22 protein-coding genes are annotated in these 23297 nt (G+C 37.8%); 9 read left to right on the top strand and 13 right to left on the bottom strand.

Features of this window, described 5'->3' with window-relative positions:
* Positions 1-100: 100 nt before the first annotated feature.
* On the top strand, positions 101-613 hold the full coding sequence (locus ACFQZ9_RS25935; RefSeq protein WP_198312928.1) for a GNAT family N-acetyltransferase: 513 nt from the start codon (positions 101-103) through the stop codon (positions 611-613).
* Positions 614-804: 191 nt separating this feature from the next.
* On the opposite strand, the gene ACFQZ9_RS25930 is transcribed toward ACFQZ9_RS25935, so the two are convergent.
* Positions 805-1656 (bottom strand): aldo/keto reductase, encoded by an 852-nt coding sequence (locus ACFQZ9_RS25930; RefSeq protein WP_498946299.1) that lies wholly within the window; start codon positions 1654-1656, stop codon positions 805-807.
* 32 nt (positions 1657-1688) lie between these two features.
* A complete protein-coding gene (locus ACFQZ9_RS25925) occupies positions 1689-2672 on the bottom strand; it encodes an aldo/keto reductase (RefSeq protein WP_498946297.1) in 984 nt (327 codons plus the stop codon).
* A gap of 200 nt (positions 2673-2872) precedes the next feature.
* On the opposite strand from ACFQZ9_RS25925, the gene ACFQZ9_RS25920 reads away from it, so the two are divergent.
* Positions 2873-3790: an AraC family transcriptional regulator gene (locus tag ACFQZ9_RS25920; protein ID WP_498946296.1), complete on the top strand. Its 918-nt coding sequence runs from the start codon at positions 2873-2875 to the stop codon at positions 3788-3790.
* A 308-nt stretch (positions 3791-4098) separates the two neighbouring features.
* On the opposite strand, the gene ACFQZ9_RS25915 is transcribed toward ACFQZ9_RS25920, so the two are convergent.
* From ACFQZ9_RS25915 to ACFQZ9_RS25900, 4 genes are all read right to left on the bottom strand, one after another.
* Positions 4099-4992, bottom strand: coding sequence for a TIGR03943 family putative permease subunit (locus ACFQZ9_RS25915; RefSeq protein ID WP_498946295.1), 894 nt, complete (start codon positions 4990-4992; stop codon positions 4099-4101).
* Between the two features lie 14 nt (positions 4993-5006).
* Positions 5007-5876 carry a permease gene (locus ACFQZ9_RS25910; protein WP_498946293.1) on the bottom strand — a complete coding sequence of 290 codons (870 nt, stop codon included), beginning with the start codon at positions 5874-5876 and terminating at the stop codon, positions 5007-5009.
* A 143-nt stretch (positions 5877-6019) separates the two neighbouring features.
* Complete coding sequence (locus tag ACFQZ9_RS25905; RefSeq protein WP_498946291.1) at positions 6020-6838, bottom strand: HAD family acid phosphatase; 819 nt, start codon at positions 6836-6838, stop codon at positions 6020-6022.
* A gap of 112 nt (positions 6839-6950) precedes the next feature.
* Positions 6951-8351 carry an amino acid permease gene (locus ACFQZ9_RS25900; protein WP_498946289.1) on the bottom strand — a complete coding sequence of 467 codons (1401 nt, stop codon included), beginning with the start codon at positions 8349-8351 and terminating at the stop codon, positions 6951-6953.
* A 345-nt stretch (positions 8352-8696) separates the two neighbouring features.
* On the opposite strand from ACFQZ9_RS25900, the gene ACFQZ9_RS25895 reads away from it, so the two are divergent.
* From ACFQZ9_RS25895 to ACFQZ9_RS25885, 3 genes are all read left to right on the top strand, one after another.
* The gene (locus ACFQZ9_RS25895; RefSeq protein ID WP_498946288.1) at positions 8697-9935 is read left to right on the top strand and encodes a PucR family transcriptional regulator; all 1239 of its coding nucleotides are present in this window, start codon (positions 8697-8699) and stop codon (positions 9933-9935) included.
* 116 nt (positions 9936-10051) lie between these two features.
* Positions 10052-11185 (top strand): alanine dehydrogenase, encoded by a 1134-nt coding sequence (gene ald / locus ACFQZ9_RS25890; RefSeq protein ID WP_498946286.1) that lies wholly within the window; start codon positions 10052-10054, stop codon positions 11183-11185.
* Positions 11186-11307: 122 nt separating this feature from the next.
* Entirely contained in the window at positions 11308-12414 is a 1107-nt protein-coding gene (locus ACFQZ9_RS25885; RefSeq protein WP_498946284.1) for a putative glycoside hydrolase, read from the top strand.
* Positions 12415-12495: 81 nt separating this feature from the next.
* On the opposite strand, the gene ACFQZ9_RS25880 is transcribed toward ACFQZ9_RS25885, so the two are convergent.
* The gene (locus tag ACFQZ9_RS25880) at positions 12496-13911 is read right to left on the bottom strand and encodes a SpoVR family protein (RefSeq protein ID WP_198312851.1); all 1416 of its coding nucleotides are present in this window, start codon (positions 13909-13911) and stop codon (positions 12496-12498) included.
* A 93-nt stretch (positions 13912-14004) separates the two neighbouring features.
* A complete protein-coding gene (locus ACFQZ9_RS25875; RefSeq protein WP_498946282.1) occupies positions 14005-14976 on the bottom strand; it encodes a M14 family metallopeptidase in 972 nt (323 codons plus the stop codon).
* Between the two features lie 154 nt (positions 14977-15130).
* On the opposite strand from ACFQZ9_RS25875, the gene ACFQZ9_RS25870 reads away from it, so the two are divergent.
* A complete protein-coding gene (locus ACFQZ9_RS25870; protein WP_026574397.1) occupies positions 15131-15385 on the top strand; it encodes a YhdB family protein in 255 nt (84 codons plus the stop codon).
* A gap of 110 nt (positions 15386-15495) precedes the next feature.
* On the opposite strand, the gene ACFQZ9_RS25865 is transcribed toward ACFQZ9_RS25870, so the two are convergent.
* From ACFQZ9_RS25865 to ACFQZ9_RS25855, 3 genes are all read right to left on the bottom strand, one after another.
* The gene (locus ACFQZ9_RS25865; RefSeq protein ID WP_498946281.1) at positions 15496-16218 is read right to left on the bottom strand and encodes an SDR family oxidoreductase; all 723 of its coding nucleotides are present in this window, start codon (positions 16216-16218) and stop codon (positions 15496-15498) included.
* 36 nt (positions 16219-16254) lie between these two features.
* Entirely contained in the window at positions 16255-18000 is a 1746-nt protein-coding gene (locus ACFQZ9_RS25860) for a phospho-sugar mutase (RefSeq protein ID WP_498946279.1), read from the bottom strand.
* A gap of 475 nt (positions 18001-18475) precedes the next feature.
* Positions 18476-18874, bottom strand: a complete 399-nt coding sequence (locus tag ACFQZ9_RS25855) for a YhcU family protein (RefSeq protein ID WP_133338500.1) — start codon at positions 18872-18874, stop codon at positions 18476-18478.
* Between the two features lie 128 nt (positions 18875-19002).
* Between ACFQZ9_RS25855 and ACFQZ9_RS25850 the strand changes: the two genes are divergently transcribed.
* Positions 19003-19926, top strand: a complete 924-nt coding sequence (locus tag ACFQZ9_RS25850) for an RluA family pseudouridine synthase (RefSeq protein ID WP_498946277.1) — start codon at positions 19003-19005, stop codon at positions 19924-19926.
* 36 nt (positions 19927-19962) lie between these two features.
* Here the strand turns inward: ACFQZ9_RS25850 and ACFQZ9_RS25845 are convergent, their stop codons facing one another.
* Positions 19963-20220 carry a GlsB/YeaQ/YmgE family stress response membrane protein gene (locus tag ACFQZ9_RS25845; protein ID WP_198312856.1) on the bottom strand — a complete coding sequence of 86 codons (258 nt, stop codon included), beginning with the start codon at positions 20218-20220 and terminating at the stop codon, positions 19963-19965.
* Positions 20221-20390: 170 nt separating this feature from the next.
* Positions 20391-21092 (bottom strand): pirin family protein, encoded by a 702-nt coding sequence (locus ACFQZ9_RS25840; RefSeq protein ID WP_498946275.1) that lies wholly within the window; start codon positions 21090-21092, stop codon positions 20391-20393.
* A gap of 335 nt (positions 21093-21427) precedes the next feature.
* Here ACFQZ9_RS25840 and ACFQZ9_RS25835 point away from each other — a divergent pair, with 335 nt between their 5' ends.
* Both ACFQZ9_RS25835 and ACFQZ9_RS25830 read left to right on the top strand, forming a co-directional pair.
* A complete protein-coding gene (locus ACFQZ9_RS25835; RefSeq protein ID WP_026574390.1) occupies positions 21428-22045 on the top strand; it encodes a DUF47 domain-containing protein in 618 nt (205 codons plus the stop codon).
* An 11-nt stretch (positions 22046-22056) separates the two neighbouring features.
* On the top strand, positions 22057-23058 hold the full coding sequence (locus tag ACFQZ9_RS25830) for an inorganic phosphate transporter (protein WP_198312858.1): 1002 nt from the start codon (positions 22057-22059) through the stop codon (positions 23056-23058).
* Positions 23059-23297: the final 239 nt, after the last annotated feature.

The raw sequence follows: 23297 nt of genomic DNA, 5'->3' as shown, positions 1-23297 counted from the left end.
TCCTATAGCAAACGGTTAAAAAGTTCAATTTTACGTTTTGCATGGAACAATCTAAAATCAGATATAGGAAGAAAAATTTATTTTGAAAGGAAGAAAAAAATTGATCAGAGAAGCAACTCAAAAAGATTTGGTGGACATTTTACATATCTATAATGATGCCATTCTCAATACTACTGCTGTTTACTCATATAAACCCCAAACGCTTGAAAGCAGGCAAATTTGGTTTGAACAAAAGATGGATGAGGGTTTTCCAATATTAGTATGTGAACAAGAAAATAAAGTGGTTGGATTTGCGACATTCGGTCCTTTTAGAGCATGGCCCGCTTATAAATATTCAATTGAACATTCTGTTTATGTTGATAAGGAATACAGAAAAAAAGGAATTGGGACCTCTTTAATGGAAGAATTAATCGCTATTGCCAAGGAAAGAGAGTATATGACCTTAATTGCTGGAATTGATGCGGCGAATGAAAAAAGCATTGCCATGCATAAAAACTTTGGCTTTGTTCATTCTGGTACAATAAGAAAGGCAGGTTTTAAATTCAATAGATGGCTTGACTTAGCTTTTTATCAATTAGAACTTAACGGACCTAAAGATCCTGTGGAAGAATAAGAAAATATGCTTTGCGAAAAGTAAAAGTTAGGTCAATACTGAAAACAAAAAAATGAGTAAAGACATGATTATGTTTTCCAGCAAGTAAAATAAGGATAAAAGCTATCTTTTCATTAAGGGAAAGATAGCTTTTATCTTGTGCTGAGTATATAAAATACGAATACTGCCCGTTGCTAGCATTGTATTTAGCATTAAATATCAAGTTTACGCGTCCCGATCCATTTCACCATTTCAGGGTCTTGATGTGAAAAGAACAAGCTTTGTTTCGTATCTAAGGTAGCAATTTTCTCCATATCATCTTGGCTTAATTCAAAGTCAAAGATATTGAAGTTTTCGATGATTCTTTCCTTACGAACAGACTTTGGAATCACAACCACGCCTCTTTGTGTTAACCAACGCAAAACCACCTGGGCAACGGATTTATTATGCTTTTCGGCTATTGATACTAGAATTTCGTTTTGGAACATGTTATTTTTTCCTTCAGCAAACGGTCCCCAAGACTCGATTTGAACATTATTCTCTTTCATCAATTTAGCACTTTCTATTTGTTGGTTGAAAGGATGCGTTTCAACCTGGTTTACAGCAGGAACAATTTCATTATGAATAATGAAATCGGTCAGACGATCCGGATAGAAATTGCTAACGCCAATTGCTTTAATCTTACCTTCGCGGTACAATTCCTCCATCGCATACCATGAACCGTAAACATCTCCAAATGGCTGATGAATTAAATACAAATCTAAATAATCCAATTGCAGTCTATCCAGTGATCTTTCGAATGCTTTCTTTGTCTTCTCATAACCAGTATCCTGAACCCAAAGTTTGGTTGTTATAAACAATTCCTCTCTTGGTACACCACTGCGCTTGATGGCTCTGCCGACTGCTTTTTCATTAAGATAAGAGGCAGCTGTGTCAATCAAACGATAGCCTGCCATAATCGCGTCATAAACCGCTTGTTCACATTCTTTTTCATCTTGAATTTGAAAAACACCAAAACCGAGTATCGGCATTTCAACACCATTGTTTAAAATAACTTTTTGCATAAAAAATTCCTCCTGTTTATTTTGAGTATCTTTTATTTATCCACTCTATTTGCGTATTCTGCCGGGTACCGCTCTCCTGAAATTTCAATCTTTGATAGTGCGCCGTTCAAATCATGTAGTTCTTCAGCTGTCAGCTCAACTTTTGCTGCGCCAAGATTTTCTTCCAGACGATCCAGTTTCCTTGTACCGGGAATCGGAACAATCCATGCCTTCTGAGCAAGTACCCATGCTAATGCGATTTGAGCCGGAGTTGCATTTTTACCCACTGCAATCTTCTTTATCAGTTCAACCAATATCTGATTAGCTTCGATATTTTCCGGTTTGAAGCGAGGAACAATACTGCGAAAATCGGAGCTAACGAATGTTGCATTTTTATCAATTTTTCCGGTAAGGAAGCCCTTGCCCAGAGGGCTAAACGGCACAAATCCGATTCCAAGTTCTTCAAGAGTAGGCAACAGTTGTTCTTCAGGTTTTCTCCACATCATGGAGTATTCACTTTGAATTGCAGTCAAAGGCTGAACCGCATGTGCGCGGCGAATCGTTTCCACACCTGCTTCAGAAAGCCCCCAATGTTTAAGCTTACCTTCCTTGATTAGGTCTTGTACAACGCCAGCTACTTCCTCAATCGGCACATTTGGATCAACCCGATGCTGATAGTAGAGATCAATGGTGTCAACTTTTAGGCGATTTAGCGAGCCTTCAACTGATTGCCGAATAGTTTCCGGCTTACTATCAAGCACCTGCTTGCCATTTTCCATTTGGATACCGAATTTAGTGGCAATGACCACTTTCCCTTTGAAAGGTTGAAGCGCTTCACCAACCAACTCCTCATTCACATATGGACCATAAACTTCTGCGGTGTCGAAGAAAGTAACACCTTGGTCAATTGCTGCATGAATCAGCGAAATCATCTCTTTCTTGTCCGATGCCGGACCATAACCATGACTCATTCCCATACAGCCAAGACCTATAGCAGAAACTTCTATGCCGCTATTTCCTAACATACGTTTTTGCATATTTTATCTTCCTTTCTTTTTTATTAAAGGTTGAAAATAAAGATGTGCAATAACTTGCATTCTCATTATGCAACATATGAAAATACGACTGGTATCACAATCCTGTCAAATGATTGCATAATCCTCTCACAACCATTTACGCAGAAAGTAAATTAGCCTTATAATGGGACCAACGGATGAAGAAAACAAAGGAGGATTTTATGTTTGAACAATTATATAGACAAAGAGTTGAACTCGCCAAAATCATAGAGATTCACACAGGACAGGACGGTACTCAAATGACTGCTATTCCGTCTTTATTTTTCTCCCGTTACTCTAATGAAACTGGACCAAATTACGGAGTTCACAAGCCTTCCCTATGCATTGTCGTTCAAGGGATGAAGGAGGTATTGCTTTCACAGGAGCGCTTCAGGTACGGTCCTGCCGATTACCTTGTTGCATCCGTTAATCTGCCAATTACCGGACAAGTTACGGAAGCCACTTCTGAAGTTCCTTATCTGGCTCTCAAACTTGAATTCACTCCGAGTGAAATATTGGAGGTGTTACGTGAATTCCTAATGAGAATTGAAAAGAAAGAAAATGCTAAACGAGGTATGTATGTCAGCAAAATAGAGCTTTTTTTGCTAGATGCAGTAACAAGATTAGCTCGTTTGCTAGATACTCCGAAAGATATCAAGGTACTTGCTCCTCTAATTAGGAAAGAAATCATTTATAGGGTTCTGCAAGGAGAACATGGAGGAATGTTAAAACAAATAGCAATAGAAGGAAGTTCCACAAATCAAATCAGTGACGTGATTCAACATATCATGAATAACTATGAAAAATCTTTTAAGATTGAGGAACTTGCGGAAATAGCAAATATGAGTGTTTCTTCACTACATCGGCACTTTAAAGAGGTAACCGCAATGAGCCCCATTCAATTCCAAAAACAACTGAGACTACAGGAAGCTCGAAGCCTGTTGTTATCCGAATCAGACGATGCAGCAGATGTTGCATTCCAGGTTGGCTATGAAAGTCCATCACAATTTAGCCGTGAATACTCGCGTATGTTTGGCTTACCACCTAAAGAAGACGTTAAGCGGTTGAGAGAGATCCAAGACAATACAATAAACTTGTGAATCCCCTTCCTGATGGTGGGGGTCTTTTGTGTAAAGGAAAAGAAGCACCCGAGCTGATAAATAGATGGAAAAAATTAACCTATTTAGTAATTATTATTAAAAACGACTTAAATAGACGGAGAGATTTCGCCTATTGACTCGAAAAATTCGAAAAGGGGAGATTTTGCTTGCATAATCGGAAAATCTTCCCTTATTTACCCCGAAATGAGCTCCATTCTACATGTAACCGAAAAATCTCCGCTTATTTTACTTTTGTTGGTTACTAGATTATACAAAAAAAGACCCCAGAGGGCCTAGAACTATTCTTCCTAATTCAAACTGTTTCTGTAAACGTAAGGGTCATTTGGTTTTGGGATGGTTTTATAGCTCGTCACTTTTAAAACAGGAATTTTCATTTTCATCGGTTGATAAAAAACTGTATCCATAGTTCCAGTTACCTGGTACCACTGGTCATTTGGAATGTGTATGTTTTTAGGGAATTGAATCAACATTCCAAAAGCTCCAGAGTCTGCTACACAGTGAATAATCCCAAATCGAAGTAAGAATAGTTGATTTGGTTGTAATCCAGGGCCGTTATAAGAAAATCCTTTCATTGTGATCGTTTTTCCCGCAAAAGTCCCTGGAAAATTATAAATAACTTCTAATCCGACTAAAAAGTCTTTATCTGTTAAAGCAATATTATTTTTTCCAACATAGGATTTAGACTCCTTGTGGACTAAATCTTGAAAGTCGCCCTGATTCATGAATTTGCTCATATCAGGGTTTAGAACTTGGTGGGTCCCGTATTGGTCATTTCCATCCTCTAATGCAGGGAATGAAAATCCCTTTGCATCCACTAGCTGGGAGTCAAGAGTAGCAACAGGCAAAACAACACCTGATATTGCAGGGATTAATACAAAAGTATACCCCAAGATTTTTTTAATTTTTTTCTTAGTGAACTTTTTCTCGGTGCCCTCTCTGTACCCATGATGATGGTGGTCATGGTCATGATGACAATCACAATTATGTTGATGTTCCATCTCATTTTTCTTACTTGCAAAATACCAACGAATCCCTTCAACAATGGTCAAGAAAAATAAAACGTAGATCATACTATATGAAAGGAAAGAATATTTTTGGTTTATATATTTTGAGATGTTTCCCGTTGAGTGCAACATAAAAAATAGGTTAGTGAAAAGCAATAAAATCACAATTCGATACAATTATCCCACATCCTTTACAAAAGCAGTGAACCAACGAATACCAACGCTGAAATTAACGAAACTAAAAGCATCACAAATTTCGGTTTAAAGGAATCAAACATCATCAGCAGGTTCTTGATATCTACCATTGCCCCAAAGACTAAAAAGGCAACAATTGAACTTTGTCCGAAGCTATTTCGAAAAGAGGAAGCTACAAATGCATCTGCTTCTGAACAAATCGATAAAATGAAAGCTAATGCCATCATAATTAATGAGGCAGTAATTTTCGTATGCCCTAATGTAACAAGGATCTTCGTTGGGATATAGACTTGCATTGCAGAAGCAATTAATGCACCCATAACAAGAAATTTTCCTACGCTTAAAAATTCATCAATTGTATGGGTGATCACACTAATCAGTTTTTGTTTTGTATTTTGATGAGAATGGTCATGTACATGTTCAACATGATTCATTTTTAACGGGCTTTCTTTATAGAAAAAAGATAGGATGATACCAACTAAAATGGAAACACCAATCGCCAAACCTGCTCGGTACCAAACCATCGTCCAACTATCACCGAATGCGATAAATGTTGCAAAAAGAACAATCGGGTTAATAATCGGTGCGGAAAGCATAAATGAAATAGCCGAATAAGGAGCAACCCCCTTTTTTATTAAGCGTGCCGTGATTGGAACAATTCCGCATTCACAACCGGGGAATAAAGCCCCTATTAAACTAGCAGTAATGACAGATAGTATTCGATTTTTAGGCATGATTCGAACAATCATATTTTCAGAAATAAAAACTTCAATCAGTGCTGAAACAAAAGCCCCAACAATAATAAAAGGGATAGCTTCAATAACAATACTGATAAAAATCGTATTTAATTGCAATAATCGATCCATGAAAGGCCTCCTTGATAGAACACTTAACAAGTAGGTGATATAAACTCATGGAAACTACTATACTCTCATTAATAACTATCGTCCAACGAAAAAAACTGGAATCACAAAATAATACAGCCAACTTTTCGTTGGCTGCGGTTTATTTATGGCTGGTATGGGACAAGTCCTTCTTTTCTCAGCTTCGCTTTCTCCACATCTGATTTACTGAAATCATAGTTATAAATCGCTCCTTCCCAGTCTCCGTACATTGGATTAGGGAAAACAATCAACTTCTTACCAAATTCATTACGATGTTTGTCTACTGCCTGGAGTCTTTCAGGAACCGATAAATCATCGAAACCGCTAAAATCCCCCAAGTTATCACCAAATAATAAAACAATTTCATGTGTTTTCGCTACTTGTTTGCGGCGTGTCTCTTTCCCTTTTTCCCCAGGCTGCTTTAACAAAACATGTGCTGCATCTGCTTGCGGTGCACCAACTTTTTGTAAATTTTTAATCGTTGCTTCCTTTTGGGCTTCGGTCCGGTTTGATATGTAGTATATTTCTACACCCTTTGAATTTGCATATTTCAGGAAATTGATTGCTCCTGGCAGCGGTTTTGCTTGTGCGCTATTAATCCACTCATTCCAATTTAATGGATAGGCTTTTCCTGAAACCACATTCCATGCCTGGTAAGGACTGTTATCCAAAATCGTTTCATCAATATCTAATACAACAGCTCGCTTTAAAGCCTTATTCTTTGGTTTCTTCTTTAGGATTTCAGCTAATCTCATTTTCCCAACATTATAGCCTTGATAATACAATGCTTTTGCTTCACCGGCTTTTTGAAACCAAAGGACGGACATTGTATTTTGGTCTTGCAGTGCAGCGGTAGGATTGGCAACATTCTGGGCTTTAGCATTTACTCCAAAAAGCGAAATGGATAGGGCAGCTGTTGCCAATAAAACTGTAAGTTTCTTCATCACATGACCTCCTTCATTTAGTCGAGGTTAGTATTTGTTAAAATAAATAAATCAGTCTAATTTATTTAGAAACATTAAAAAATGGGGTCCAAAACTGGACCCCATTTTAAGCTTAGCTAGCTTGATTTTTACTATTCATTTGATTTGTATTTCTTTTGTGAAACCCTTTTAAATAGTAGGTAGCAATCAGGATTCCAATAAAGATTGGTCCCACGATTACGGCGATCCTTTGATCTGGATTGATTGCCATAATTCCTACAACAAATACTAAGAAAGCCAGTGAAAGATAAGACGATAGCGGGTATAGCGGCAGCTTATATTTCAGGTGCTTCTGTTCCTCCGGCTTCATATGTTTGCGGTGACTGAGCTGGGAGATTAGAATTACTGCCCAAGTCCAAATAGCAGAGAAGGTGGCAATACTTGTTACCCATGTAAATACCTTTGCAGGTACAACATAGTTTAAGACTACACCTAATAATAAAACAACGGCTGACGCAATAATAGCCAAACCAGGAACGCCTGTCTTCGTAACTTTTCCGAACTTCTCCGGTGCCTCACCATGCTTCGCTAGGTCAAACAACATTCTTGCCGTACTAAAGATTCCACTATTACATGAAGAAAGAGCAGCAGTAAGGACAACAAAGTTAATAATTCCAGCTGCCCCCTTAATTCCAATTTGTTCGAAAGTTAATACGAACGGGCTGCCCTTTGTTCCGATTTCCTGCCAAGGATAAATGGACATGATAACAAATAGTGCACCCACATAGAAAATCAAGATACGCCAGAAAACAGAATCAATCGCTCTTGCAATCGTCTTTTCCGGGTTCTTAACCTCTCCTGCTGTAACCCCGATCATTTCAATTCCTAAGTAAGCAAACATGACCATTTGCAATGACATTAGGATTCCTTTTAAACCATGTGGGAAAAATCCGCCATGATTCCATAAATTCTGTATTCCTGTGGCGATCCCGCCATTACCTATTCCAAAGAAAATCATTCCTAATCCGACAACAATCATTAAACAAATGGTGACAATTTTAATAAGTGCAAACCAAAATTCCAGTTCGCCATAGGCTTTTACCGCAAGGAAATTGACAGTTGCCATGATGACCAGTGCGGCCAATGCCCAAATCCACCCCGGAGTCCCGGGAAACCAATATTTCATATAAACTCCGACCGCTGTAATCTCTGCCATACAGGTTACAACCCATAAGAACCAATAATTCCAGCCAGTTATGTACCCCGCAAGAGGTCCCAAATAATCTCGTGCATATTTACTAAATGATCCTGCCACAGGTTTTTGAATGGCCATTTCCCCTAAAGCACGCATGATAAAAAACATGATTAATCCACTAAATCCATATCCAAGAATAATTCCAGGACCCGCCATTTTTATGGCTGTTGCCGAACCGAGGAATAATCCTACCCCGATTGCAGCTCCTAGAGACATTAAATTAATATGTCTTTCTTCCAAACCACGATGAAGGTCTTTTCCTTGAGGGTTTTTACTCATAATTTCATCTCCTCTTTTTAATAACTTCCAAAAGCAACGTAATTCTATTGGTGGATTTCACTAGTTAATTATCTTTATTAATATAGTAATAATATTATATAATTTCTATGCTCCAAAAGAAAAAATTCGTTCTCAGTAAATGTATTCACCCCCCTACCCTAATACTGTTAACGCTTACATTTTACAATTATACAAATATTTTTTACTTTTGCAAATACCTAAAATTATTTTAACATTATTACTATTTATTTCTTTTGTGTAAAAACTAGAATTTTTGGTTGTCATTTTGTATATTTAAACAAAATACATCTATTAAATTGTTTCTACCATATGGGGGGAAATCTCTTGAATTCTTTATTAAATGATCCTTTTAGGGCTGAATTTGATAGTTTAGATGAGTTTGCCGATCTAATCAGTCAAGTGCTTCAATGCCCAATTACAATTGAAGATTCCAACCATCGGCTGCTAGCCTATAGTACCCATGACGAAAGAACGGATCCGGCACGAATTTCTACAATTATTGGCAGAAGAGTTCCCGAAAAAGTAATTAATCAATTATGGAAAGAAGGGACCATCCCTGCTCTGTTAAATACTGACCAGCCCATCCGTGTAAAAAGTATGGACGATATTGGACTCAGTGACAGGGTAGCCATTTCAATCTGGAAACAAGAAGAAGTCCTAGGCTTTATTTGGGCGATTGAAATTGATAAGACCTTGACCGACAAGGATTTTGGCTTGCTCAAAAAAGCTGCCGCTGCTGTAAAAAATAAATTACTGCAATTACAGACAAGAAAAAATAAAAAAGGCGAGCATTTTCAAGAATTCTTTTGGAGATTATTAACGGGTCATTTAACGGTTAAAGAAGAAATCATTCAGAATTTCCAGACCTTAAAAATTACTCCTTCCCCTTCCTACGCTGTCCTTGTTTTTCAATTTCAGCACAACATTACCCGAAAAGAGGAGCAATCCATTTCTTATCTGCTGAAAACAAGCCAGCGCTTAACCATTATGCTATATACAATTGATTGTAACCAGCTCATACTGCTAGTATCCGCATCAAAAAACGAACGACCGCTGGAGGAAATAGACCATTTTGCTCAATCATTTGTGCGGAAAATGAATGAACGTTATAACATTCAGAATATTACCCCTGTTTTCAGCAGTATCTATGATGATTATGGCAAGATTGGGAAAACCTATCAAGAAACATTAAAGGTTTTATCGATCAAAGAAAAATTTCCATTTGAAACCAAAGATATCTTCCATTATCAACAACTGGGGATTTACCAATTTTTCGATGTCCTTTTAGAGAAGAGAAAAAAAGAGGAATATGAAAACCACTCGTTAAAATCCCTTCATAACTATGACCAAAAGCACAACAGCAATCTAGTGGAAACCCTGGAGGTTTTTCTAAATAACGACACGAATATTGCAGATGCTGCAAAGGAATTAAATGTTCACGCGAATACATTAAATTATCGATTGAAGAGGATTGCCGAAATTGGAGAGGTTAATTTTAAAGATCCCAATCAGAAAATACTCTTATTTATAGATTTAAAATTAGAAAAATATCACCGTTTGTGAAAATCAACAAAAAGGAGAAAAATATTTCTCCTTTCTCCACAAAGAAAAAATTTATCAAACATTCTATACTAAAACCAGAGCAAAAATAACCTAAGTTTTTAAGGGGGATTTATAGAATGTTTATTGGAGTACCTAAGGAAATTAAAAACAATGAAAACAGGGTTGCGCTTACACCAGCTGGGGTTGTTTCATTTTTAAATGCAGGTCATACTGTATTAGTTGAAAAAGACGCTGGAATTGGAAGCGGTTTCTCCAATGAAGATTATGCAAAAGCTGGCGCTGAAATTATTGATAGCGCTGACCAAGTTTGGGGAAAAGCACAAATGATCATGAAGGTTAAAGAGCCTTTAGCAAGTGAATATAAATACTTCCGCCAAGGTTTAATTCTTTTCACCTATTTACACTTAGCTGCTGAGCCGCCATTAGCAAAAGCGCTTAAAGATAGCGGTGTAATTGCGATCGCATATGAAACAGTAGAAGTTAACAGAACTCTTCCATTGCTTACACCAATGAGTGAAGTTGCAGGACGTATGGCTGCACAAATCGGGGCACAATTCTTGCAAAAATTCTACGGCGGCCAAGGTATCCTTCTTGCAGGTGTTCCTGGGGTTAACCGCGGTAAGGTTACCATCATTGGCGGCGGAGTTGTTGGAATCAACGCAGCTAAAATGGCTGTTGGTTTAGGTGCAGATGTAACCATCATTGATTTAAGTGCAGACCGCTTACGTCAATTAGATGATATTTTTGGAAACCAAGTGAAAACTTTAATGTCCAATCCATTTAACATTGCTGAGGCCGTTAGTGAGGCTGACCTTTTAATCGGTGCAGTATTAATTCCAGGTGCGAAGGCTCCTAAGCTTGTTACTGAGGAAATGGTAAAAGCCATGAAGCCTGGTTCTGTCATCGTTGACGTTGCGATTGACCAAGGTGGTATTGTTGAAACCAGCGACCATGTAACAACACATGACAACCCTACTTTTGTTAAGCACGGTGTGGTTCATTATTCTGTTGCAAACATGCCTGGTGCGGTTCCTAGAACTTCAACTATTGCTTTAACAAATGTTACAGTTCCATATGCCCTTCAAATTGCTAACAAAGGTGTATTCAAAGCTATTGTTGAAAATCATGCCTTAAAGCTTGGCGTAAACGTTGCAAACGGTGAAATTACGTACGAAGCAGTTGCAAAAGATCTTGGGTATGACTTTGTAACAGTAGAAGATGCATTAGAAAAAGAACTAGCATCTATTTAATAAAATGATCTTAAGTCCCTACAAGTTTAATGCTTGTGGGGATTTTTTAATACTTCCACTTAGAATGAATATGGTTACAACGGAGAACGATAAAAGCAAGATGATTGAGGAGGAGTGGACCGATGCAAAGAATTTTGCTTTCTATTATCGTTATATTTACCCTTTCGCTATATCCCGTCCCAAACGAAATTTTCGCCAAGAAATCCGCTGTAAATCTACTAGGTACACAACAGCCGATTCGCGGGATTTATGTAAAGGCTGAAAATACAGGCGGCCAAAGGTTTCAAAAACTGCTTTCATTCGTTAACCAAACAGAGTTAAATGCTATGGTCATAGATGTTAAAGATGATTACGGTAATATGACCTTTCTCCCACCAAAAAACTCACCCTATTTTTCGATCAGCAAGCCTTATATTAAAGACCCGAAAGGATTAATGGATACATTAAAAACCAACGGAATTTTTCCAATTGCGAGGATTGTTGTCTTTAAAGACAGTGTACTGGCAAAAAAATCTCCTAGCCTCACCTATAGAACGTCAAATGGAATTTGGAAAAACGCACGGGGAGATTCCTTCACCAATCCATTTTTGAAAGAGGTTTGGGACTATAATATTGGGGTTGCCATCATTGCCGCCAACATGGGGTTTAAAGAAATTCAATTTGACTATGTCCGTTTTCCGGAGAAGTTTGAAACCTTTGAAAAACAGCTTAGCTTCGAACAGGGTACCTTTCCTTCCAAGAATGGACAAAATCGAATTGCAGCTGTATCAAGTTTTGTAAAGTACGCTTCGGAAAAGTTAAGACCTTATCATGTTAAAGTATCAGTAGATGTTTTCGGTAACGCTACTGTCATTCCGGAAGCACCCGGTATTGGGCAAAATTTCTCTAAAATTGCCAAATATGTGGATGTTATTTCCGCTATGATCTATCCAAGTCATTGGACAGGGATTTTTGGAATAAAGAAACCTGATTTGCAGCCCTATCAGCTTATCAAAGAATACGCGAAGGTAGAAAAGGGCCGATTAGAAAAGTTAAGTAACCCTCCTATTTCCAGGCCATGGCTTCAAGATTTTACCGCAGCTTGGCTTGGAACTGGCAATTATAAAGTATATGGCAAGAAAGAAATTGAAGACCAAATTCGCGGGTTGCACTCCCAAGGAATTCATGAATTCCTTCTCTGGAATGCCAGCAACAAATACACGCCAAACGTTGATTATACACCATACTAAAAGGAATCCGAATCCGCAGAACGTGAAAAACCAAGGCACCTTCGAACAGGTGCCTTGGTTTTTGTTTGCTTTAATCATCCACTAGATATATTTCCTGTGAACTCCCTTACCATCGTAGGTGAATAACATTTTTCTTTCTTCGACATTTGTTTCCATATGGACTGGTCTTCCCCAAAGCTGTTGAATATAAGGTAACACTTTTTCAAGGTATTTTACATCCAGTTCTACACCCTCATACCAATGCTTCAAATAAAGTTCCCCATTTTTCAAATAATCTCCATCATTTACTGTAATGTATGGGAATCCCCCGTTGACACGCATGTTTACAAGCTGGTCACGGATATGCTCCCACTGTTTGTCAACCACTTTATAGTCCCTGCCTTGTTTTTGGAAAAGATACATATCCTCACGCATCACAAGATCCTTATTTAAGTAATTACGCAGGAAGGAGATATCGGATTCCACTTCACGGACTTCGAACATTTTTTCCCGGCCGGAGCCTGGCAGAACACCCCTGCGTATCATTTCTTCTGTTGGGTTATTATAACGTTCTTCAATATCCTCAAAAATCTTGATGCCAAGATAATATGGGTTAATTCCTGTTTTTGACGGCTGAACGACACCGGCATTTAATTTTGCAAATTCAATCGCCTCATCACTGGTTAGGTCCATTTCTCTTAAGATTCGCTGATGCCAATAGGAAGCCCAGCCTTCGTTCATGATTTTCGTTTCAAGCTGCGGCCAGAAATACAGCATCTCTTCGCGCATCATTGTTAAAATATCCCTCTGCCAGTCCTCTAGCTCTCTGCTGTATGTTTCAATAAATAACAATAAATCCTTTTCAGGCTTTGGTGGAAATTTCTTTTTTGTCGGCTTTTTTTCAACTTTTTTATCTTTATCATCCAATGACCAAAGATCATCATATGGAGAGGGGCTGCGGTGTTCGCCGCTCTCTTCCTCCTCCAAATCATCCATTGACCATGCTAATTTTGGTCTCATCAAGGATGGGTCAATATGTTCATCAATGGCTAATACAGCATCTAAAAATGTCTCTACTTCTTTTTTCCCGTATTGTATTTCATATTTGCGAATTCTTTCTGCCGTTGCAGCCATACTTTCCACCATGTCCCGCTTCGTATTTTGGAAACGAACATTATTCTTAAAGAAATCACAATGGGCAAGTACGTGAGCGACAATCAGTTTATTTTGAATCAGTGCATTAGAGTCCAACAAGAAGGCATAACATGGGTTTGAATTGATAACAAGCTCATATATTTTACTTAATCCTAAGTCATAGTGAAGCTTCATCTTATGAAATTGTTTGCCAAAGCTCCAATGTGAAAACCGGGTTGGCATTCCATATGCACCAAATGTATAAATGATTTCCGCCGGGCAAATTTCGTAACGCATCGGATAAAAATCCAGGCCAAAGCCGCTTGCGATTTCTGTAATCTCGCTAATGGCATATTCAAGCGCTTTGCGCTCTTCCCCATTCATGAGCCATTCCCCCTTTTCCTATTACCACAATGTATGAAGAAAAGGCAGGAATGATGAAACAAGATAGAAAAAACATAGACAAAAGACTAGATATTACTCTAATTTTTTTGCTTCTTTTGCAAGCATCAAGCCCACCTTCTTGTTTCGTTTCCATTCCTTTTTAAATACGGATAATGGCGGGTTGGTTTCTCCAACCAGATAGCTGATCTCAATTGTGAGAGCCGGTCGGTGGTAGGTAGTAATAAACCAATCCGTAAAACCTCCACCCACTGCCTCTTGATCGGGTCTACCTAATTTGTAGCCAGTAAGTTTGGAGAGTTTTTTCGCAATTTTTCGGTCACGTTTTAGATGTTTGCCGTTTTTATACTTCCAAAAGATTTCTCTTCCCGCGGTATGATAGGCAACAGCCGCCATTGGCTGCATACGATGAATAAACTTTGTTAAGGAGATTACCTCTTCTGCCTCTAGAGGAGCTTTACCCTTATAGGACTTATACGATGGTCCCTCCGGTTCATTCTTTAGTGCTTCCCATCCTGCAGGATATTGGCGATTCAAATCGATTCCAATACCATTTGCTTTCCACCTTTCAAATTGCTCTAAACCTTCATTCATCTTCACTAAACTAATTTTTTGGCTCCGGGAAAGCTGGGAAAAATGATTTTGTTGAATCATGACACCATCTGGATTCAACATCGGAATAAACCAAATCGAAACTTCGTTTAAAATATCAGTTGATCTTTTTCCCTTTTCATATGCATCAGCATACATTTCGAGCATTTTCATCAGCACCATGCTGGTCAGCCATTCCCGTCCATGATGACTGCCAATCAGAACAATATTTTTTTTACCCGCCCCAAGTCTGACGGCCCAAATATTCTTTTCAAAATAAGTGGTTCCAATGGATTTAATCTCAACCACTGATTTATATTTTTTCTGAATCTTTGAAAGGTCCTGTTTTAAAATTTCGTACGTATAGGGTTTATTAACTTCAATTAATTTTTCTCCAAAGGCATTGTCAGGCTGAAGTGTAAATAAAATCATGAAGCACAAGAAGTATTTGAACATATCTTCCCCCCGAAAGTAGTGGTTTACCACTTAAAATTTTATACAGGTAAAAGTTGAAAAACGCGTCAATTAAGGGTGTCCAACATTTTCTGCGAAAGTTTTCGGCAAAAAATCATAAAATAAACTCAACTCCTAACAAGGAGGAGACAACTAAATGAATAAAGTGGATTATGACCGTGCGTTGTATTATACGCACCGGTCCGAATGGGATAACTTGTTAATTTTAATGGTTCGAACAAAAGACCAATTTTTATCAAAGAAAATAGAACAATTCCTGCATGCCTACCATTTCGAACATGATTACTCAGTATTAGAAAAAAAATTGTATGCCCTGCTTCGATACATCGACCATGCAAACGAAGCGGCAGAAACCGACCCAAATGAGATTCCGATGTATAGTCTTTCCTGAAACAGCAAGTGAATACAGTTTTGTGCGAGAAAATATTTACAACCGGGCTAAAGAATTCCACCACAAAAAACGGCACCATTTTATGGTGCCGTTTTTCAAGTTTATTTCATTTATGCGATTGGGTATTGTTGAATTAACGGATGAAGGACAATTTCATCAATTAGCATATATTTTGGTGCGGACGCCATATAGACAACAGCATTCGCAATATCCTCGACCTTAAGCCAATCTTTTTTCTCTGGCAAGCCTTGGGTTGACTCCGCAAAAAAGGTATCCACCATCCCTGGATTGATCGTTCCGACCCGGATTCCATATTCACGTACTTCCTGAGCAACTGAACCGGAAAAGCCTTGGACGGCATATTTCGTGGCAGTGTAGGCTGCTCCATTCGGAATCGTGTATCTGCCAACATCGGAAGAGATGGTTATAATTGTACCTGATCTTCGTGCTTTCATATGCGGCAGAACCGCTTTAATTCCAAGGAATACCCCTTGCACATTTACTTCAAATACCTTTTTCCATTCTTCGACAGTCACTTCTTCGGTTAATTTAAAAAAGCCAACTCCTGCATTATTAACAAGAATGTCAATGTGACCATATTCTTCAATGGTTTTTCTTACAGCCTCTTGCATGTCACTCTCATTTGAAACGTCTGCCTGAATCGAAAGGACATGAGAAAAACCTTTATTCTTCAGCTCTTCTGCCGTTTGGGTAACCTGCTCAGAGCTGCCGATTAATGCTAATTTCACACCTTGTTCAGCCAATTTGAGAGCAATTTCCTTCCCAATTCCCCTGGATGCACCTGTCACAATGGCAATTTGATCTTTTAACATTTTTGAAACTCCCTTTCATATTGTGGTTCTAAGATGTTATCGCCTTTCAGATACTAAATTTATTTTTTCATCGACAAGCCCCATAAAATCATTTTCAATCTTTTCAAGCTTGCTTTTACTTTCTTCAAAGCTTCCACTATTTACGCCAAAATAGAATTTCACTTTTGGTTCCGTTCCAGATGGTCTTAAGCAAACCCATGAACCATCCTCAAACGTATATTTCAAAACATTGGATTTTGGCAAATCAATTCTTTCCTCACCGTTTTTGGTTAATCGAACTCCTGTTAAATAATCCTCTGAAGTGGAAGTATTCAAGGATCCAAAGCTTGTTAATGGCTCAGAACGGAAGGAAGCCAAAATTCGCTGGATCTTTTCCGCTCCATCTTTTCCTTTCAACGTTAAGGAGCGCAGTCCTTCCTGATAAAAACCATACTTTGCAAATACCTGCAGCAGGCCTTCGTAAAGGGTCATCCCTTGGTTTTTATAATAAGCACAAACCTCTGTTGCCAAAAGTGCTGCTTGAACAGCATCTTTATCGCGGGCAAAGTCGCCGATTAAATAACCATAACTCTCTTCGTAGCCAAATAAGAAAGTATGTTCACCTGTTTTTTCATATTCATTGATTTTCTCCGCAATAAATTTAAAGCCTGTTAATACATCAATTGTTTTCAATTGATAGGAGTCTGCAATCTTCCTGCCAATTTCAGAGGTAACAATCGTTTTTAAAACCACGCCGTTTTGAGGAAGGGTGCCCTTTTCCTTTTTCTGTGAAAGCAAATAGTCAAGCAGCAATGCACCTGTTTGGTTTCCAGTCAGGACAACATATTCTCCCTCATGATTCTTCACGGCTATTCCTAGACGATCTGCATCTGGGTCTGTTGCGATTAAAATATCGGCATCAATTTGTTTACCATCTCGAATCGCTAACTCAAATGCTGCATGTTCCTCTGGATTCGGACTTTTTACAGTTGAAAACTCGGAATCTGGCAGCTCCTGTTCCTTTACAACGGTGACATTTTTATACCCAAAAGCAGCAAGTGCGTTCCGTACAGGTTTATTAGCTGTTCCGTGTAAAGGTGTAAAAACGATTTTAATATTCGACTCTTCAGCAAGTGTTGGATTTTCCGAGATAGTTTTTAATTTTTCTAAATAGGCATTATCTATTTCGGCACCGATGATCTTAATTAGACCTGCATTTCGAAGACTCTCTTCTGAGTCCACCTCAATCAACAGCTCGTTTTCGATCTCATTGACCCTAGCAATCACCTGATCAGCACTTTCAGGAGGAAGCTGGCCGCCATCATGCCCGTATACCTTGTACCCGTTATATTCCGGAGGATTATGACTTGCTGTAACGACAATTCCGGAGAATGCATTTAAATATCTTAATGCAAAGGAAAGTTCCGGTGTTGGTCTTAATTCATCAAAAACATAGGTTTGAATGCCTTTTGTTGCTAATGTTTTCGCGGCTTCCATTGCAAATTCCGGAGACTTATGCCGCGAATCATAGGCAATAACCACTCCTTGTTTTTTTGCTTCAAGACCATTTTCTTCTATGTATGCAGCTAATCCGGCTGAAGCTTTTCTCACCGTGTAGAGGTTCATCCGGTTTGTACCAACACCGATTTCCCCTCTCATGCCGCCGGTACCAAATTCTAAATTTTTATAAAAAGCTTCCTCCAGCTGTTTATCATCGTTCTTTAGTTCCGATAATTGATTTTTTAGCTCTGAATCTAACCCCTCAAAGTTGATCCATCTTGTTGCATTTTCTTTCCAGTCCATTTTATCTCCTCCTGATTCTTTCTACTCTATATTGTTTCGAAGTTCAAGATTGTTACTCCTTTTAAAATTCCTGGAATTATTCCGACATTTTTCGCAGAAGAATAAATTTCAACGAATTTTTCCCCTTACTATTTTAAATTTTCTTCATATTAAGCACAAGGAAATAATGGAATAAAAAATAAAGCACCCGCTAGGCAGGTGCTTAGATTGTCGAGAAAGGATATTTTCTCGGCAATTTTTTACTTTGTCAAATCAAATACCAATTTTATTGATTGTCACTGCAAAAGGGCCTGTTGATTTCCGCTCCGGTCACTCGCTTTCCGCGGGGAGGTCCTGGAGCGGAAATCAACAGACTTGTTTGCACAGACCAAACTAATAACAAAATAAATTAACACAGTAAATCGTTAAAGAGAGCAAATAAAATAAAGGCTATCGAAAGATTTTTCGATAGCCTGAGCACCTGCTAGTCAGGTGCTTAAATTATTAATTCATTTGCTGCTTTTGTATAGATACTGAAGATACTGTTTTTCATATTTTTCGCTTCCACAAATTGATCATATTCAAACGGGAAGAATAGCCCAAATTCTTGTAAATTTGAAACATTCTTATTAAAAAGTGACGAATATTGATCATCAAGAGTGGGAGACTCGAGGATGGAAATAATCGTTTGCATGCTGGTCATCACTTGAAAAGCATCTTTTAATGTGCTAAAATCTTCGAATTGTTTGCTAGAGGTGTGCAAAACCTTAAGCTGTTCAAAAGAACGAATTTCATCATCCGAAAAATAGAGTGGAAAAACAGTTGAATAAATATACCCCACAAGTCCGCAAATTTCTTCCTCTTGACTTGGTGTTGAGGCAAAAACAATTTTCACTTGTAACCCACCTTTGCTATCGCTTTTTTCTAATGTATATTTAATTTATCATAAGGATAACATAATTTCTTGTGTTAAAACTGTGGTAATTAAAACCATGCAAAACCTGTATTTTTAAGGAGAATAAAATGTTAAAAACAAGTAAAAAAGGCAATTGGCTCGAGTTAACGATTCCAGAAATTTGGGATGGAATAACGATAGAAGATCTATTTCAAAAAAAATGGAATTCTCCGAAGAAGCTAACCCATCAATTTCGTATGGAACAAAAAGTATTAGTTAACAGCCAAACGTATCCTTGGAACAAATCCATTGCAGTCGGCAGTAAATTACAAATAAAATTATTTGAAGAAGAGGAAATGAACCTACCTCTCCATTATATGGAGGTTACTGTTTTATATGAGGATGATCATGTTCTTGTATTAAATAAGCCTCCTTTTATAAATACTCATCCAAATGACCTAACAAAGGATACCAATACACTTGTTAATGCTGCTTCTTTTTATCTGCAAGCAAAGGGGGAAATGAGAAATATTCGGCAAATCCATCGTCTAGATAAAGATACCTCTGGAGCCATCCTTTTTGCAAAGCACCCATTGGCAGGATCCATTTTGGATCGAATGCTGGAAAATCGTAAGATTAAACGAACCTATATTGCCCTTGTTCACGGCCTGCTTAAGCAAAAAAAGGGAGAAATTAATGAACCAATTGGACGCGACCGCCACCATGCATCAAGAAGGCGGGTATCTTCCACCGGTCAAAAAGCCGTTACTCATTTTCAGGTAATGAAAGTGGACTCTAAAAAGCAGCTATCCTATGTAAAATGCTGGCTTGATACAGGAAGGACTCACCAAATTCGTGTTCATTTAAGTCATATCGGACATCCACTTGTCGGTGATACGTTATATGGAGGTAAACCGCTTGTTAACCGGCAAGCCCTTCATGCAGCAAAGCTTGAGTTTATTCACCCTTTTACAGAAGAAAAAGTGATCTGCTATGCCCCTTTTTTAGACAAGCCGGAAATTTTTAAAGAAATCGATGTCTATTCTCTCTAATAATAAAAAGCCTCCGAAAATCGGAGGCTTTTTGTTTTAGCGATCTGTTTTTCGGAAGGCTCTCATGACAAGACTTAGCAGGAAGACTAGGACCACTGCGCCGATTATTGCTGGAATTATTGCAAAATTCGCCACATCTGGACCCCAATCCCCCAGAATTAATTGTCCAAGCCAGGCCCCGACGAATCCCGCAATTATATTACCAATAACGCCACCTGGAATATTTCTTCCCACGATAAGGCCTGCTAACCATCCAATAATACCACCTACGATTAATGACCAAATGAAGCTCACCTGCGAACACTCCTTTTTAGTATTCATTATTTCATTTGATACAAGCATTCAGCTCCATGTACTGAATTGCTTGTATGTATAAAGTACCCAAATTTTATACTTCTAATCCTATATAAAAATAAGAACCGGATTAAACATCCGGTTCTTATTTTTAAGGTGGTTATTATGATTTAAGGTAAATCAATTAGCATGAATTTTGCATGATTTACTGCTTTAATTTGTAAACTCTCTGTTTCTGTTATACGGGCAGAATCCCGTTTATTCAATTGTTGGTTCTGATTAATGATTACTTCCCCTTCAATCACAAAGAAAAAAATTCTGCGTCCCGTTTCCTGATGAAAACGAAGGTCCTTTTCTGCCTCTAATTCTGATAAATATATCGTAAGATCTTGATGTATATTGGCTACATTCTCTCCATAATGTTTTGAAACAACCGGTAAAAGGGCATTTTTCATTTTAGCAGGATCAAAATCGGTTCTTTCATATGACGGCGTGAGTCCATATTCCTCAGGCATAAACCATAATTGTAAAAAATTTACTTCCTCGTCTGCGGAAGGATTTACCTCTGAATGGATAACTCCTGTTCCTGCCGACATCCGTTGAATACCTCCAAATGTGGTGACAGCACTTTTTCCTGTACTATCCTCATGCTTTAATTGTCCTTTTAAAACAATTGAAACAATCTCCATTTCACGGTGGGGATGAGCTCCAAACCCTCTTAAGGGTTGAACGATATCATCATTTAAAACACGCATCGGCCCAAACTGCATGTTGGCAGGATCATAATACTCAGCAAAAGAAAAACTAAAATTACTTTTAAGCCAGCCATGATCTGCAGAATATCTTTCCTCCGCTTTATATATATCAAACATGCATAAACACTCCTTACGAATGGATGATTTATGATTATTATATCCCTTCGATCTCCTAAGAAATCTCAAAGGCAATTATCTCTAATTCGAGATAATTATATTCCTTTCCAAAAGATTCGTCAACCGAGTCACTTCCCTTTGAATCGTACATAAAAAATCATTTATCTGGTAAAAGTAACAGGTATCTATCAAGCCATATATAGTTTTTTTCAGAAAATTCTAATGTTAAGTTTTTGTAAAGTTTGTTAAAAAATAATTCTTTTTTCGACATTTATCAGATAGAATGTTTTTCGGTAATGACAACTTTTCAACAATTATATGGGGGTAAATAGACTATGGCATTCAAAAAACATGACAAGTTTTCAGTTTTGTTAAACAATATTTCTTCTAATTCAAAAGAAAGTGTAAATTTCTTTACCGAATATAAATTAAAAACTATCAGTGATTTAAAGATTTTTTCTGAAAAAATGAAGGAATATGAATCAAAAGGAGATTCATTTGTTCATGAAATCATTAAAGAATTAAATGACGCCTTTATTACTCCAATTGAACGGGAAGATATTCTCCACCTTGCGATGAGTATGGATGATGTACTGGACGGGCTTGAAGGCTGCGCGGCATTATTCGAAATGTACTCCATCACACAAGCTGATGACTTTATGCTTAAATTTGTCGAAGCCATTCAAGGCAGTGTACACGAAATCGATAAAGCAGTTGGACTTCTTTCTAATAAAAAATTACCTCAAATAAGAGAACATGCCATCAAAATTAAAGATTTCGAATCAAAATGCGATAATATTTTACGACAATCGATTAAAAATCTATTCGCTACCGAAAAGGATCCTATTCGTATCATTCAATACAAAGAAATTTATGAAACATTTGAAGATATTGCCGATAGCTGTCAGGAAGTTGCCAATACACTTGAAACCATCATAATGAAAAATGCGTAAGGAGCAATAATATGAGCTTAATTTTTATCCTAACGATATTAATTGTTATTGGTGCCTTAGCATTTGATTTCATAAATGGTTTTCATGATACAGCCAACGCCATTGCAACATCTGTATCTACAAAAGCATTAAAGCCAAGGCATGCAATTCTTTTAGCTGCAGTAATGAATTTTATTGGAGCGATGACATTTACTGGTGTTGCAAAGTCCATTTCAAAGGACATTGTTGATCCCTTTACCCTTCACAATGGATCGGTCGTTATTCTTGCAGCAATCCTCTCAGCGATTATTTGGAACTTAGTCACATGGTATTTCGGAATTCCAAGCAGTTCCTCACATGCCATTATTGGTTCGATCGCAGGGGCAGCCATTGCTGCAGAAGGATTTGCAGCGTTAAACTATAGCGGATTTTTAAAGATTCTTGAGGCACTTATTCTTTCACCGATTTTAGCTTTCGTTGTCGGTTACATTGTTTACAGCATTTTTAAAGTAGTATTTAAAAATTTCAATTTAACAAAGACCAATCGGAGCTTCCGATATATTCAAATTGGGACAGCAGCATTGCAATCTTATTCCCATGGAACAAACGATGCACAAAAGTCGATGGGGATCATCACGATGGCACTGATTGCAAATAATATTCTTCCTCATAACGCAGAAGTTCCACTTTGGGTTCAAATTTCCTGTGCGATCGCAATGGGACTTGGTACATCAATTGGCGGCTGGAAAATTATTAAGACGGTTGGCGGAAAAATCATGAAAATCCGTCCGATTAACGGGGTTGCTGCTGACTTAACAGGTGCTGCCATTATCTTTGGAGCTACCTACATCCATTTACCTGTTAGTACAACACATGTTATTTCGTCCGGAATTTTAGGTGTTGGTTCTGCGCACCGGATTAAAGGAGTTAAATGGGATACAGCTCAGCGTATGATCATTACATGGGTCATCACCTTGCCAATCTCTGCATTATTAGCGTCCGTTTTATATTTTCTTCTTAATCTTATTTTTTAATTATTTAAGACCAGAGTTCACAAGATCTCTGGTCTTTTTTGTTCCAATTTATTATTGAACCGTTTCTTGAAGTTGCTACCCCTGCCAACTAACTAATCTGAAAATTATATCAAAATAATTAAATCTCCATTTTCTGTATATTAAAAACATTGTTTATAATTCCGTAAATTCCTAATATATCAACTCTTTTCACTGTTGTAACTTTCTATTGACCGGTATATATTTATTAATTTAGAATA

This window comes from Neobacillus sp. GCM10027624 (genome assembly GCF_042675345.1).
GTDB lineage: Bacteria > Bacillota > Bacilli > Bacillales > Cytobacillaceae > Neobacillus > Neobacillus cucumis_D.
This window is presented reverse-complemented; position numbering and strand designations above follow the sequence as displayed.